Origin of the sequence: Methanobacterium petrolearium, assembly GCF_017873625.1 — an archaeon.
Taxonomy (GTDB): domain Archaea; phylum Methanobacteriota; class Methanobacteria; order Methanobacteriales; family Methanobacteriaceae; genus Methanobacterium; species Methanobacterium petrolearium.
The window spans coordinates 25,001-38,227 of sequence record NZ_JAGGKL010000001.1; the positions used below are offsets into that span (position 1 = coordinate 25,001).

Here is a 13,227-nt window from a genome sequence, read left to right on the forward strand (position 1 = left end):
AAAATTTAAATCATAAAAGTCTCACATATATTATTTGTTAATATGGATCATATAATAAACCAAATATAATAACTTCAAGGGATATAAAAATTGGTAAATAATGCACAAAGAGGTGATCTGATGATAGACTCCAAAATTCTGGTATCAGTGGTCATTGTATTGGTTATAGGAGTGGCTGCTGCAGGTTACCAGATATCCAACACTCCCGGACTATGGCAACCAGTGGCATCAAATAGCCCGGACTCAAACCAGCAGTCAAGTTCTTCCACTGGAACTGGATCTGGAAATCAACAAAGTTCTGGTTCTGCATCCGGTGCTTCAACATCTTACAGTCAACAAGCAAGTGGATCAGGGAGTGATAATGTGAAAATATCATCTTCAGAAGCTAAAATAATTGCTCAACAATCTATTGAAGAAGATGGAGCAGCAGCAGGAACCCCTCAACTGATTACTTCAGATGGTAAACAGGTTTACTTAGTGCCAGTTGTTCTTAATGGTAATCAGGTTGGGTCAATCTACATTGATGCCCAGACTGGTGAGAATTTAGGAGGAGAGGGAGGTGCTCCCTAATGGTTGAAATGGTGGAAACCGAAGTCGAATGCTGTAAAATAATCTCTGAAGATGTGGAAAACGCAGTGGTTATAGAAGGATCTCCAGAATTGGGGCTTATTGGTAATATAGTTGGGTGGCTTCTGGTGGAAGAACTAAAAATGAAACAAATTGGACATATAGAATCCAAATATTTCCCACCACTCGCAGTTCTCTATAAAGGAGTTGCTATACGCCCATTCAGGATTTACGCAATCGATGATATGGTTTTGTTCCTTTCTGACTTTGTTGTTCCGCCAAACGTGACCTATGACATGACAAACGCCATTGTAGATTGGATGGTAAGAAATAACAGCAAAGAAATCGTCACTTTAAACAGCATTGCGGTCCGTCAAAAAACCAACGGAGTTGCCGGTGCTGCTAACTCATTTGAAGGTCTTAAAAGGTTGGGTGACCTTGAACTGCCCATACTCCCCTTTGGAAATATTAATGGACTTTCAGGTACTCTGCTTACCAGAAGCATGAGTCGTGACATTCCAGGTTCGTGTCTTTTTGCTGAGGTATTAAATCAGTATCCTGATCCCCGTGCTGCTGCCAGTGTGGTGGATGTTTTAAATAGGATGCTGGACATAGAAGTAAATCCCGAACCACTTTTGAAAGAAGCCGAAGAAATAGAGTCAAGACTTAAAGAACTGGCTCAGGCTGTTCAAGGTGAAGGGGAATCCCCAGCATACAGTTAACTTCATACGGGCCCGTAGCCTAGTTGGATAGGGCGTCGGACTTCTAATCCGAAGGTCCCGGGTTCAAATCCCGGCGGGTCCGTTACTTGTAACCTTTTTTGTATATCAATAATTAGTTAATCTGGATGATGTAAGAATTAATCTGGATGGATATGGAAATAAAAAAATAAAATATATAAACTTAAAATCTATTTGAATAAATGTATGGGCCCGTAGCCTAGCCAGGACAGGGCATCAGACTCCTAATCTGAGGGTCCCGGGTTCAAATCCCGGCGGGTCCGTTTAATTTCCCAAATTTTTAAAGCAACCAACCAAAGCGTGTTGAATATTCCGGATAAAAAATAGATTAAATAAAATGAATCAAATTAAGAATGACATGAACATCAATAATTAACTTATTCTGCAGGATTTCTGTTTAAAATCTGTGTCATTAAACTTACTACAACAAATCCACCAAGAATAACACCTAAAACTGTCAAAACATACATGCTCATTGTTAACACCTCAATAATTATTATTTTTAATATTTTATTCTCCTTTGAAATATTTTAATCTTAAAATTGTTAATTCCCTAATTAATATGGGTTAACTGAATGAATATATAAAAACTTTTCTTGTCACCCCACAGGCCAAAATAATTTATTTCATAAATGCATCTAATGTGGAATTTTCATTTTTAGGAATCACTTCATTAATCACTTCATCTTCATCAAATACCAGTTCCCCATATCTTCCCCCGCCACCTACTTTGATCCGCAGGGTTTTATCACGAAAAGCATGTATCCTTCTGGCAAGTTCCGGGTCGATTTCAGTTAATTCTTCCAGGGGAGCGTCAATTAAAACTGAAATCTCATCACCGAATTTTAGAATTAATTCCTGCCATTTTCTCTGCACAAATTTGGTGGTGACTCCTTTACTGTAGGTGAGGCTAATGATCTCAGCCAGGGGCATTATATGGATGTAAGGTGGTCGGTGCGTAGGATGATGTGGTTCATCCCAGGTGGCTAGTTCTTCTACCCGGTAATCAACACCTTTTTTTATGGTACCTCCACAGGGACATTTCATGTTCATTCGGATGGCTTCCTCTGGATGGTACTGCTGGTAACATTTGGTGCAGGCAGTGCGATGATACTTGCCCAGTCTCGGGTCAAAGCCATAGTTTGCTGTGATCTTCTTATCATTAATTGCATCCTTCAGGGCAGGGAAACTTAAATTTTTAACGTCAATTTCATTAAACTCACGTCCCAAACGATGGGGCCATGGTGAATGTGCATCTGAGTTGGTGAGGAAAGGTATATCCTGCAACTCTTCGATACGATCCGCCATATCTGTATCTGCAGAAAGTCCAAGCTCCAGGAAATCAGGAGTTTGGCTGTAACAGTTACTGATACTGTCATATTCCTTGTACATGCTGGTCCATGGAGTGAATGCATGTGCAGGTCCTACCATGCAACCGTTTTCAAGGGCTAATTCCTGTATTTGGGTACCATTCATCTTAAGTCGCGGTCTGCCATCAGAATCCAGGTTCCCTTTAAGTTTTTTCCGCATATGGTAGGCTGCTTCAAAGGAGGGTAGTATTATTAGGTGGTGTACTCGCCGGGAATCTTCCACTTCTGAAGTTAGAATAAGTTTGGTTTCCGGATTTTTGGAAAGTCCTTCTGGAATTTCCTCCTGAAGAAATTCATTGTGGGTTTTTTCACTGGTTTTGATCCTGAAAATCCCTTCCCCATCCTCTTCAGTGGCTTTTTCTATCATGTTAAGCCATTTTTGATGAAACGCATCTCCAGTTGCCACGATATGCAGTCCTTTCAAAGTTCCTTGAGAAGATAATAACTCAGGAGTCATATTTTTAGAAGTAGCCATAGAATAAGGTCCGTGAATATGTAGATCTGCCCTTATGATCATTTTTACATCCCTTCTTGAATAAACTGTGAAATTACCAAAAAATGAATAAAAAGAAAAAATAACTGAATTGTTTTTATTGTGGATTTGAAGTTGTTATGGATTTTTTTATGGATTCAAATGGGAATTAACCTATGTATCGCAGGTCTTCTTCTCCAGGTACGATGTTCATCCGTTCAGCCATTTCACGTTCCATTTGCTGAGCCTTGCTAATCATCTTTCGGGTTTCTTCAGCCCGTTCTTCCAGTTTTGCCACGTCAACATCGATTTTGATCATTTGTAATAGGGTTGTGAGTACTGCCTTTGATGCATCAGCATCAATGAAGTATCCTGGGGTTTCACCCATGAGACAAACACCATTCATACCTCTAGAGGTTCCCAGACCCAAAATTAGACCTGATGCCCCAATTATTCCGCCATCAGCTGATCTTAAGGTTACTCCTTGTTCTTTAAGCGTTTCTGCTAATTTTTTGTTGGTGGCTGCTCCGAAAACTTTGGGTTTTTCCACCGGTTGACCTGTTCCCAGACCTCCCAGGGTGTAAATTTCTTTAACACCGTAGTTTCCGACGAAATCCAATATGTGTCCACAGATTTCATATTGTCCTTCTGGACTAAGTCCCTGGGTGTTCCCTCCCAGGAAAATGAAATCTCTTTCATCTTCTCCCTGGCTTTTTAGGTAGTAAAACTCGTTTTTCATGGGTTCTACTATCCCGTCTTCATCAACGAAAACTTGTGGTGGGAATGATGGTGAGTAAAGTTCTGCGAACTTTTCTGCCCCTAACTCGTGGATGATGTGCTCTGCCACCAGTTTGCCCACATGACCTATGCCTGGTAGGGCTTCGATGAATATGGGATCCTTTAGATCCACTTCTCTAATCATTTTTATGAAAGTTTCTTTCATCTATAACACTCCTATATACTAATTCACTCCCATCAAATATTCAAATAGTAATAAAGGATTAGTTAAGAGATTTATTAAGTTTCAGGAATTTATGAAGAGATTCACTTACATCAAGAAACTCTTAGGTTCTGAAAACTCAGTGAAAAATCAAGTAATTTGATTTTTTTCTATGGCCTGTTTCTTGAGAATTCTCCTGTATTTCCCGTATTTATCTTCAGGAGAATATTTTGGGGGGTATATCACTTCTAATTCTCCCCCACAATGTGGGCAGCGATCCTTTAGAGTATATTCCTTGCAGGATCTGCACCGCCTCATTTTCAGTTTCATTCTAATTCCCTACGGAATTCACCTTCACCATCAGCTTCTAAAACAGTTGCAATGGCCTTATCAGCGGCTTCCTTAAGAATAGTTTCTGCAGTGATGTAATCTGAAGATTTGACAAGCAAGCGATAACGAGGTGCTCCTACACACTGCACCGACACATCATCCTTATTAATGGCAGATAGAGCACTACGTATGATTTCCACACCATCCGGAGCATAAGAAGTGAGATCCACATATCCGGTAATCTGAACTTCAGGAGGGGATATATTCTTTTTGGCCACTTCAGTTATGGCATTAGCCCATGCTTCATCCATTCCTCTTTCTATAAGGGAATCGGCACCTTCTTCAGCTGATATTTCAAATGCACCATAGAGATCTCCGAATTCATCCATGATAGCGTAGCCTACTTCATCGTAAGCTGTATTTAAATCCTTGTTTATGCTTTTTGCAGCGAATTCAAGGAGTTTTTCTGCTTTCTGTTCAATCTTCCACTGTTGGATCTTACGGGTTCTTTGATCTTCCCGGATCCTTTTCATGGACACATCTACGTGTCCTTTTTTGGGGTTAACCCGCAGCACACGGGCTACGATCTTCTGATTTTCCCTTACGTAGTCCCGGATGTTTTTCACCCATCCTGCTGATACCTCAGAGATGTGGATGAATGCTTCTTCTCCAGGATACTCTTCCAGTTTGGCGAATGCACCATAGTTAAGGACTTTGTGCACGGTGGCCACTATTAAATCGCCTTCTTGCGGCCACTTATGCTTCATTCTTACCATTAAAACACCTTAGTCCAGGACTTCCACTATTTGGGCTACGATTTCTGATTTTCCACCCTTGGATTTTACCAGGGATTTACCGCATATTATGCACTCCACTTTGGAGGCAGCGTGATCAAAGACTACTTGTTGATTGCCACAATCCCCACATTTTACTCTTAAAAAGTTGCTTTTACTTTTTGACATGTTTTTCACCTACTGCTGGACGAATTCTACTTTTCCAGCTCGGAATGTGGAGCGTTTGATATGGGATTTGTTGCATTCTTTACACTTGTATCTTAAGTCCAGTTTTTTGGTGGGTTTATTACCTGATGGTAATGGACGAGGGTATCCACGGTAACCACTGGTCACCCTTCTGAACTGACGTTGACCCCATTTTAATTCACTGGCCTTTCTTCTTTTTGATTCTAAAACTATGTGAATTGTATGTTTCTTGCAATTTGGACAATAAGTTTTCCTTTCCTTAGGAATCTTCATATAATCACCTCTTTGGCTGTAAAAATAAGTCATCTGACCTGTAAAATTGATTAATGGTCCTCGGACTATTATAAAAAGCCTAACTCTATATCTCGCTATTTATATTTCACTGTTTATTTATACCTTTGTATGGATTTTCCTTTATGATTTTTAATGATTATATTGGCATTGGGTTCAGGCATGGTGATGATATCACCAGGGTAAAATGGACCGTAAACCTTGTTATCCACCCCCATGATGGAGGGTAGCTTGTCTAAGATCATTAAAATCTCTGTTGATGATTTTCGAATGTTGGAACTATCTTTTGATATGGATGAAGTATTATTACCAACTTTTTCAACTGTTTTTCCTTTAAACTCGTCAGAAATTTCAGAACTAGTTCTTACATCCACATTCTCAGCTTTTTTTGGAGAAAAAGATGATTCATCAGAACTTTGCCTGGAAGGTTCCTTTCCAAACTGTTTGTAGATTTCATTTTGAATTTCAGGAGGGATTTCATCAACACTGGGCGGAATTATTGTTTTTTTCGAATCAATGCTTCCACTACTTCGGTTTAAACTGCTATCTTCATCTTTAACAAACCCCTTAAAATCTTTTTTAAAGATTTTAGAATCTGTAGTTGAAGAGGTTGAACTTGTTTTGAGTTTGGGATCCCCTTTATTGGTGTAAGATCTCAGAGGAGATCTCATTTCCTGCCGGTAAGTGGCAAGTGATTGATATAACGCCCTGTAAAGTTCTTCTTCTTCAGGAGTTACATTTGATGGAATTTTTGCTATTCTATCCTCTTGAGAGTCCTTAAAAAGTTGATAAGAACGTTGAACGTTCATTACTGCACTGTTTGTTATTTTGTGCTCTCTTCTCTCGCAAATCTCTGCTACAATTCTTTGAGCATCGCGGAGGAGGTATGATTCAAATGAAAATGGATTATTATCTATCTTTTCCATGAGTTTATTGAAATATCTGGAGATCTGTTGATAAAAATCATCTCCCACAGGAGATAGACTACTTAAACTTCGTTCCTTCTTTTGGATCTCCCTCAAATTCTGGAAAAATTCATCCAACCCTATTCCTCACTTTATTCTTCACTTTCTATTCTGGGAGCCAGGAGAAAACTTAGTTCACCTTCATCAGAAGCCATTTGAAGGGCAAGATTCAGAGGCATGTCGTTTCCCAGCCGTATTATCGCAGATTCGGAGAATTTATCTGCTTTTAGCATTTCTTTAACTTTTTCAAGGGAAAATATTGATTTAGCAGATTCTTCTATCTTTTCCCCATGCAAATATTCAATTTGAGCGTCTCCAAACTCTCCTTCAGCAGAAGCTTCAAATTTATCGGCGTTAACTTGAAGAGATATCTTATCAGACACTATGCCTATGTCCTGAATAGATTCTTTGAGTAAATTGAATGGTACTTCGAATTCTGTAGGGTATTCCAGTTGTGGTGGGCTGGGGGCTTCGTATTCTATGTCTATAAGTCTAATTTTGAATGTTCTGTGGGCTTCACCTTCAAAAGTTATGATAAGGTTACCTTCATCCACAGAGAGCTCCACCATGTCCTCTGCTTTAGCCCTTTTTAAGACCTTCATTAATTCTTCAGTGTCCACGTTGATCTTCATTGACTCTTCACACTGGTATTCATCAAATAAAGCTTTTTTGAGCTCCAGATGCACAAATGTGATATGACTACGGTCTAATGCATCCAACCGGAGGCCCTCTTCATCTGCCTGCATTTGCACCTCATCTACAATAGATGATATAGCATCGAAACTGGTCTTCAAAATATTGGAATCACTTAAAACTGCCTTGAACATGTTCATCCTCCTTTAAGTTACTTTTTATCCTTCTCATCTATATCCTTTTGTTTTTCTTTTCCATCTAATGATTTTTCTTTTTGGTCTGATGATTCTTTTTTGGAAGGTTTATCTTCCACTTCTTCTAATTCTGAATGTATTTTTTTGAGGAATGTCCCGGCCAACAAATGGCGGCCAAAGAAAGTTGCAATTATCAGGATTCCTATGAGAATTGAAAAAACTGATAATACTGCTCTTTCACCATATATCACATTATCAGCTAAGCGCACTGATGCGCCAAATTCATACAGTATCCCGGCAATGATGAACAATACCCCAATAATACCCCCAATAATCTGAATAACTTGTTTTTTATTTGAGTGCAAATATTTAAAGCTTTTAAAACTCATGAATTCATGGCTAAAAGAGAATTCATGCCCATCACTTGAGCCATTAGTTTTTTCTTTGTCATTTACTTTTTTAGTATGAGATTTTTCATTTGATTTTTCAGAAAACGTCTTAGAAGGATCTAACTCAAGTTCATCCAAGCTAGGACCCATTAAAAAGTCTCTGAATCGTTTAGTGGACTTTTTATTGGGTGATTGATCTGTGGAAGATGCATCTCTGGTAGATGTCTTTGCTGTGTTTTTGGATAGAGATTCTTTTGCTAATTTGGCATCTTCAGAGGTTTTCTGTTTTTGGTTTTCCTTCTTGGGCTCTTTTTCCATATAAATCGCCCCTTTCCAATCACTAATCGTACTCTCTCCAGGTTTGTCCACACTTGGTGCATCTTAAAAACCGAGTTTCGGATTCGTCAGCTCTTCTTGTCTGCTGTAACCACCAAAAGGCCTCTCGGTTGCCGCATTTAGGACATAATGCCTTGGTGGTCGGCAGAGTTTTAACATCATCCCCGGTTACAATCACATTCTCCTTGGGGGATACTTTCTCAGAAACTTCATACTCACTTAGTGATTCCTTTGTTATCTTTTTTTGGTAACCGCATGAACACTCAAAACGGTCCCCTTTAGGAAACATTACAGTCCCACATTTAGGGCAAAACTCCATTTAAATCCTCCTCATAATCTTAAAACGTTTATTAATTCTCATGATACCATTATAGTCATCTTTGATGTTGATTTTTATTATTACTTATCCATTCTTCAGTTTCATATCTTCTCTAAAGCGTCTTTTAAAATTTCATGATGATCAAAGGCTAAATCCATTTCAAGTGCTTCATGAGGTGTGAAAGAAGAGACTTCCTCAGCATCGGTGTCTGCTTTTAGATCACCTTCCGTTTTCGTGGCTAAAAAACATACTGTGATCATATGGCCCCTGGGATCTCTTTCTGGGTCTGAGTATACTCCTAATAAATCTTGAATTTCTATCGAAATTCCGGTTTCTTCTTTAACCTCTCTTAAAACCGCTTCTTCCACAGTTTCGCCGTATTCCACAAATCCGCCAGGAAAAGCCCATGATCCTTGGTATGGTGGATTTTTACGTCTGATGAATATTATTTTTCCATCTTCAGCAGTTATCACTGCATCAACAGTTAATAAAGGATGTTTAGAATTTTTTATGTGTACAATCCCCCTCACAAATCTCAAACTCAATTAAACCGTTGCGATGAATTTCATTTTATTATTAAGTAAACGTTTAACACAAGGAAATTCTCAAAAATCCCCATTCAATGATCATCCATGGATTTAAAAATTGCATTGCCCATCTGATTTAAAGATTTCAGGCATTTCCTTTGGATTCTCCGGTGGTTACCCCAGCTGCTATGATGTGTGCTGCTCTAATAGGTTCAGGTATTGCACTTCGGGTTGAAGAAAGTGTCACAATCTTGTAGGCATCTTCCTGGCTGATTCCACTGATTTGCATGTAAATTGGTTCCTGATCATGGATTTTGTCGATTTTATGGATTTTTCCTGCTTTGAGAATATGGTTCCATCGTTCTTCCCAGTCTGGAAAATTTTTTAGAGCTTTTTTTATTTTATCCAAATCAGGGTACTTGCGCATGATAACTATTACTGGTACTCCTGTTTCTTGGAAGATCCTCTGGATGTTAACCAGGTTAAATCCACCAAAGGTGATTCCATCCAGCATCATAACTCCCAGTTGTTCCAGGTGCCGGGATTTATTCACCATTTCAATGAGGGAATCCGTGGCATCGTTACCATCCGCAGTTATGTAGGTGCGGAGTACACCATCCAACCAGTTTCCTGCCCTGAAAACTGTTCCAATAAGCATAACCTGCTGGTTGGTGTGGGGAACAAAGGGTGCATCATCAATTCCCAGGATCCTGATTTCTTGCTTGATGTTCCTGAACGTTTTAAGTTCATTTTTTCTTTTTAGTTGTTGTCTTTTTGGTGGTCTTCCCGGTGGTTTTTTTAGCTGCTTTTTTAGCTGGCTTTTTGGTTTTCTTTTTTGATTTAGGTTTTCCATCAGCATCAGATTCTATGAGCTCTTTGAACTCTTCACATCTTGATTTTAAAGTTTCAGCTGCATTTTTGAGGGATTTTTTAGGGTTCTTTGCTTTTATGTAGAGTTTGGGTTCTCCAATAATTGGATGGTCTATTACATACGCTGCAGCTTCTACATCTTTATCTTCCATAAGGGTCTTTCTCAGAGCATTACAGAGTGTGTGTGTTTCTCCTGTAATTTCAATCTCTAATTCATTCTTTTTATCAGTTATAACCTTCATTTTATCCCTCATAAGTTGAAGAAATATTTCGAGTCTCTTTTCTACCACAGTTAGGACATTTGACTTCTTTTTTACTTATCTGTTTCATGAAATGTCTGCAGTTGGTGCACATGGCCTTTACCACACCCAGTTCATTTTCAGCCGTGGTCAGATCAGCGTTGTCCACTCCCATCACCTTGGTGACCTTTGCTTGTATAAGATCTCCAATGTGGAAATCATCGGTGAGTTTGTCCACATATCCCTTTCTTGCCTGGGAAATGTGTATGGCTCCTAAAAACGTGACAGGAAGGCTTCTCTTACTATCTTTGATCCCTTCCACATCTACTAGGGCTCTTTGCCCTCTGACTTCCCTTATCTGCCCTAAAACAACGTCTCCTTTTTTCAAGATTGCAGGGGACTTTGCTTTGGGAATTATGGATATTTTTTTGTTTTTCTGGTCTATGGTTACTGTTCCCGCCACCAGGGACCTGATTTCACCATAGTCATCGTAGGTCCATTCCGACGGAAGAAACTCCTCAGTGACCCCTAATGCGTCACCTGGGAGAACGAAATCTCCGTTTTTTGCTTTCATCTAATTCACCTCATTTTAAAACAAGCTTATTCAAATTTTAACTTTTTTTTATTTAACTTTGCTTTTGGTGTTGAACAAATGTAATAGGAACAATTGCAATTAAAAATTCCTTAGTTTTTTAGTTTAATAAACTCCAACATCCTTAAAAAAACACTTTATCTTATTACTTAATATTATTTAAGAACATTGAACTGGATGAACTGATTTAAACACTGATTTAGTAATATATGTTGATTATGTGAATGTTTCAAGCATGTGATAAAAATTGCTAGGAATATTAGTAAATAATTGTTTAGTAAGTTTGATTCCGTGTTAAATTATTTTGTTAAGTGTGATGATTTATATGTTGAGGATAATCTGAATACTTTTGTTAAGTGTAACAGATTCACTGAAAACATGATGTCTGTAAACATGATTTTTTTTAGTATAGGATGATGAGAAATTTTTACAATGTTATTTTTTTAGTATAATTTTTAGTCAGCTTCAATGGGTTAGTAATCGTGAGTCAATCTGAATTTGTTATGAATTAATGATTATGTAATCTTAGTATTTAATCTCATCCATCTTGTAATCTTCCCACTCCCTGACTCCCAAGACTATCTCCAGTTCATGAGGAGTTAAAAGGGGTTTTTCGTACATTTCTGAGTCATCTATTGCTATCCGAGGACAAGCTGTGACGATAAACGCATCTAAATCCATGAATGGCATTAAACTGGGAGGATTTATTTCATCCAAGAGGATCAGATAAGCCTCCTTACCCCCTTTATGTATCATCTTCTTTAAAGATTTTGCCAGTTCCCATCGTGACTGTCCAACTTTAGAGGAGAGGAGTATTCCAAATTTTTGGGCCTCCTTGGCCCTGGTTATGCGTGCAAAACGTATTCTAAGAATCCTGTCCGCGAATTCATCTATGTTTCTTACTTGATTTAGATAAGGATCAGCAATTATCACCGGCTTTTGAGTGGAAAGCTTTATTCCCAGGGGATGGAAGTTGCCGCTGCCCAAGTACAGGAAGGCGTCCACAGGTAAATTCTGCACTGATGAGAAGTTACAACCCAAAACTTGGCCTTTCCGTGTCCCTGATCCTTCCTTCATTATTACCTGCTTACCATTTTCCTCCAGGAAATTGGCAGCATCATCTAAAAGGTGCAGATGCTGGGTTGTGGTTACCAGACCAATCTTTTCTTTTCCTTCAAGAAACATTAATGATTCATTCAATATTTGCATCGATTCTAACTGGTAAGAAGCTTCAATAAAAAGTGTGGGGACTTTATATTCAATAGGCAGAGGAGTGTGTCCGAAGTGCACCAGTAAATCCACTAAACCTTCCATTTCCCTATCAGAAAGATCACAGGCACCCCAACAGGGATCTCCAGATATTAAAACTGTTGCCCCTGTTTTGGTCTCAATTTCACTGGCTAATTGTGTTGCGTGGATTTTGAGGCCTTCAGGGAACTGTAAACCAATATTTTCTGCCCCAATATCTTTGATTTTGTTAATGATTGCATCCAGTTTGAATTGGTAGTTAGTCATGTTAAACTGCGTTTATTAGGTTTGGTTTATAAATTTAGATTAATTTTGTTCAATAGACTTGTAATTAAATTTTGATTAAATGATCTTTTTGATTAAATGATCTTCATATTTAGACGAGTCCATAATAAAACAAATTTTCAGTGAGAACCTTCACTCTTGTTTACCGGCAGTAATTTCCTCTATCACCACTTTACCATCCACAACATTGGCTCGGACCAGAGTGTTAACTTTAACTCCTGTGTTTTTTTCCACAAGTTCCTTACCCTCCCCTTTTTCAATAATAGCCATGACATCGACCAGTTTGGTGCCCATGCGCTGGAGAGCCTGGATAACTGCGCTCATGGTACCCCCTGTACTGACAACGTCATCCACCAGGAACACGCGATCTCCCTTTTTGATGCCATTAATATATAATTCACCTTCACTGTATCCAGTGGTCTGGTGAACTGCAACTTCTCCTTCCAGACCATAAGAACGTTTTCTTACCACCACAAAGGGAATATCAGTTAAAATGGAGATGGCAGTTGCCAGATGGATTCCCATGGCTTCCACACAGACTATCTTATCCACATCAAGATCTGCAAACTGTGAAACAGCCACTGCTACTTCTTCCAGCACATCTGCTTCAACTAAAGGAACACCATCAGTGATGGGATGTACGAAATAATTATAATCACCTTTTTTCACAATTGGGGCTTCAACAAGACTTTTTGTGAGCTTTTCGAGCATTTTATCACCATGAATATTATTTTAAGGCTTATATTGTAATATATGACATTGAATTGCCAGAGAACATTTCTAAGATCATGAACTAATATGGATGTCAAACTTTACTACTTGCACATAAATAATATATGTATGAGGATTTATGTATAAGGATTGTATAAGAATATGATAAATTTAAAACATATATTTATCAAAGGATCAACTTCATTGCAATTTGTAGATACAATATAAA

The 13,227-nt window shown here is 38.5% G+C and carries 18 protein-coding genes and 2 tRNA genes; 4 read left to right on the forward strand and 16 right to left on the reverse strand.

What is annotated here, in order from left to right:
* Positions 1–120: 120 nt before the first annotated feature.
* From J2743_RS00100 to J2743_RS00115, 4 genes are all read left to right on the forward strand, one after another.
* Positions 121–570 (forward strand): PepSY domain-containing protein, encoded by a 450-nt coding sequence (locus J2743_RS00100; protein ID WP_209624162.1) that lies wholly within the window; start codon positions 121–123, stop codon positions 568–570.
* Entirely contained in the window at positions 570–1,289 is a 720-nt protein-coding gene (locus J2743_RS00105; protein WP_209624164.1) for a proteasome assembly chaperone family protein, read from the forward strand. Before J2743_RS00100 ends, J2743_RS00105 begins: the two co-directional genes overlap by 1 nt.
* Before the next feature lie 8 nt (positions 1,290–1,297).
* A tRNA-Arg gene (locus J2743_RS00110) sits at positions 1,298–1,371 on the forward strand.
* A 124-nt stretch (positions 1,372–1,495) separates the two neighbouring features.
* Positions 1,496–1,570 (forward strand) — tRNA-Arg (locus J2743_RS00115).
* Between the two features lie 358 nt (positions 1,571–1,928).
* Here the strand turns inward: J2743_RS00115 and J2743_RS00120 are convergent.
* From J2743_RS00120 to hpt, 16 genes are all read right to left on the reverse strand, one after another.
* A complete protein-coding gene (locus J2743_RS00120) occupies positions 1,929–3,194 on the reverse strand; it encodes a TIGR00375 family protein (RefSeq protein WP_209624166.1) in 1,266 nt (421 codons plus the stop codon).
* Between the two features lie 124 nt (positions 3,195–3,318).
* Entirely contained in the window at positions 3,319–4,092 is a 774-nt protein-coding gene (locus tag J2743_RS00125; RefSeq protein WP_209624168.1) for a proteasome assembly chaperone family protein, read from the reverse strand.
* Positions 4,093–4,239: 147 nt separating this feature from the next.
* Positions 4,240–4,419, reverse strand: coding sequence for an RNA-protein complex protein Nop10 (locus J2743_RS00130; protein ID WP_209624170.1), 180 nt, complete (start codon positions 4,417–4,419; stop codon positions 4,240–4,242).
* Positions 4,416–5,195, reverse strand: coding sequence for a translation initiation factor IF-2 subunit alpha (locus J2743_RS00135; protein ID WP_209624172.1), 780 nt, complete (start codon positions 5,193–5,195; stop codon positions 4,416–4,418). Before J2743_RS00135 ends, J2743_RS00130 begins: the two co-directional genes overlap by 4 nt.
* 9 nt (positions 5,196–5,204) lie before the next feature.
* Positions 5,205–5,381: a 30S ribosomal protein S27e gene (locus J2743_RS00140; protein WP_209624174.1), complete on the reverse strand. Its 177-nt coding sequence runs from the start codon at positions 5,379–5,381 to the stop codon at positions 5,205–5,207.
* A 9-nt stretch (positions 5,382–5,390) separates the two neighbouring features.
* Positions 5,391–5,672 carry a 50S ribosomal protein L44e gene (locus J2743_RS00145; RefSeq protein WP_209624176.1) on the reverse strand — a complete coding sequence of 94 codons (282 nt, stop codon included), beginning with the start codon at positions 5,670–5,672 and terminating at the stop codon, positions 5,391–5,393.
* Between the two features lie 113 nt (positions 5,673–5,785).
* Positions 5,786–6,733, reverse strand: a complete 948-nt coding sequence (locus J2743_RS00150) for a DNA replication complex GINS family protein (protein WP_209624178.1) — start codon at positions 6,731–6,733, stop codon at positions 5,786–5,788.
* Between the two features lie 14 nt (positions 6,734–6,747).
* Positions 6,748–7,482, reverse strand: coding sequence for a proliferating cell nuclear antigen (pcna) (gene pcn / locus J2743_RS00155; RefSeq protein WP_209624180.1), 735 nt, complete (start codon positions 7,480–7,482; stop codon positions 6,748–6,750).
* Between the two features lie 17 nt (positions 7,483–7,499).
* Positions 7,500–8,189, reverse strand: a complete 690-nt coding sequence (locus tag J2743_RS00160; protein WP_209624182.1) for a CvpA family protein — start codon at positions 8,187–8,189, stop codon at positions 7,500–7,502.
* Positions 8,190–8,211: 22 nt separating this feature from the next.
* Positions 8,212–8,526: a transcription factor S gene (locus J2743_RS00165; RefSeq protein WP_209624184.1), complete on the reverse strand. Its 315-nt coding sequence runs from the start codon at positions 8,524–8,526 to the stop codon at positions 8,212–8,214.
* 101 nt (positions 8,527–8,627) lie between these two features.
* Positions 8,628–9,038, reverse strand: a complete 411-nt coding sequence (locus J2743_RS00170) for an NUDIX domain-containing protein (RefSeq protein ID WP_425342789.1) — start codon at positions 9,036–9,038, stop codon at positions 8,628–8,630.
* A gap of 160 nt (positions 9,039–9,198) precedes the next feature.
* Positions 9,199–9,906, reverse strand: coding sequence for an endonuclease dU (locus J2743_RS00175; RefSeq protein ID WP_209624187.1), 708 nt, complete (start codon positions 9,904–9,906; stop codon positions 9,199–9,201).
* Positions 9,800–10,165, reverse strand: coding sequence for a DNA-directed RNA polymerase subunit L (locus J2743_RS00180; protein ID WP_209624189.1), 366 nt, complete (start codon positions 10,163–10,165; stop codon positions 9,800–9,802). The genes J2743_RS00175 and J2743_RS00180 overlap by 107 nt, the downstream gene beginning before the upstream one ends.
* Position 10,166: 1 nt before the next feature.
* On the reverse strand, positions 10,167–10,736 hold the full coding sequence (locus tag J2743_RS00185) for an exosome complex RNA-binding protein Csl4 (protein ID WP_209624191.1): 570 nt from the start codon (positions 10,734–10,736) through the stop codon (positions 10,167–10,169).
* A 543-nt stretch (positions 10,737–11,279) separates the two neighbouring features.
* Entirely contained in the window at positions 11,280–12,269 is a 990-nt protein-coding gene (dph2, locus tag J2743_RS00190; protein WP_209624193.1) for a diphthamide biosynthesis enzyme Dph2, read from the reverse strand.
* A 150-nt stretch (positions 12,270–12,419) separates the two neighbouring features.
* Positions 12,420–12,998 carry a hypoxanthine/guanine phosphoribosyltransferase gene (gene hpt, locus J2743_RS00195; protein WP_209624195.1) on the reverse strand — a complete coding sequence of 193 codons (579 nt, stop codon included), beginning with the start codon at positions 12,996–12,998 and terminating at the stop codon, positions 12,420–12,422.
* Positions 12,999–13,227: the final 229 nt, after the last annotated feature.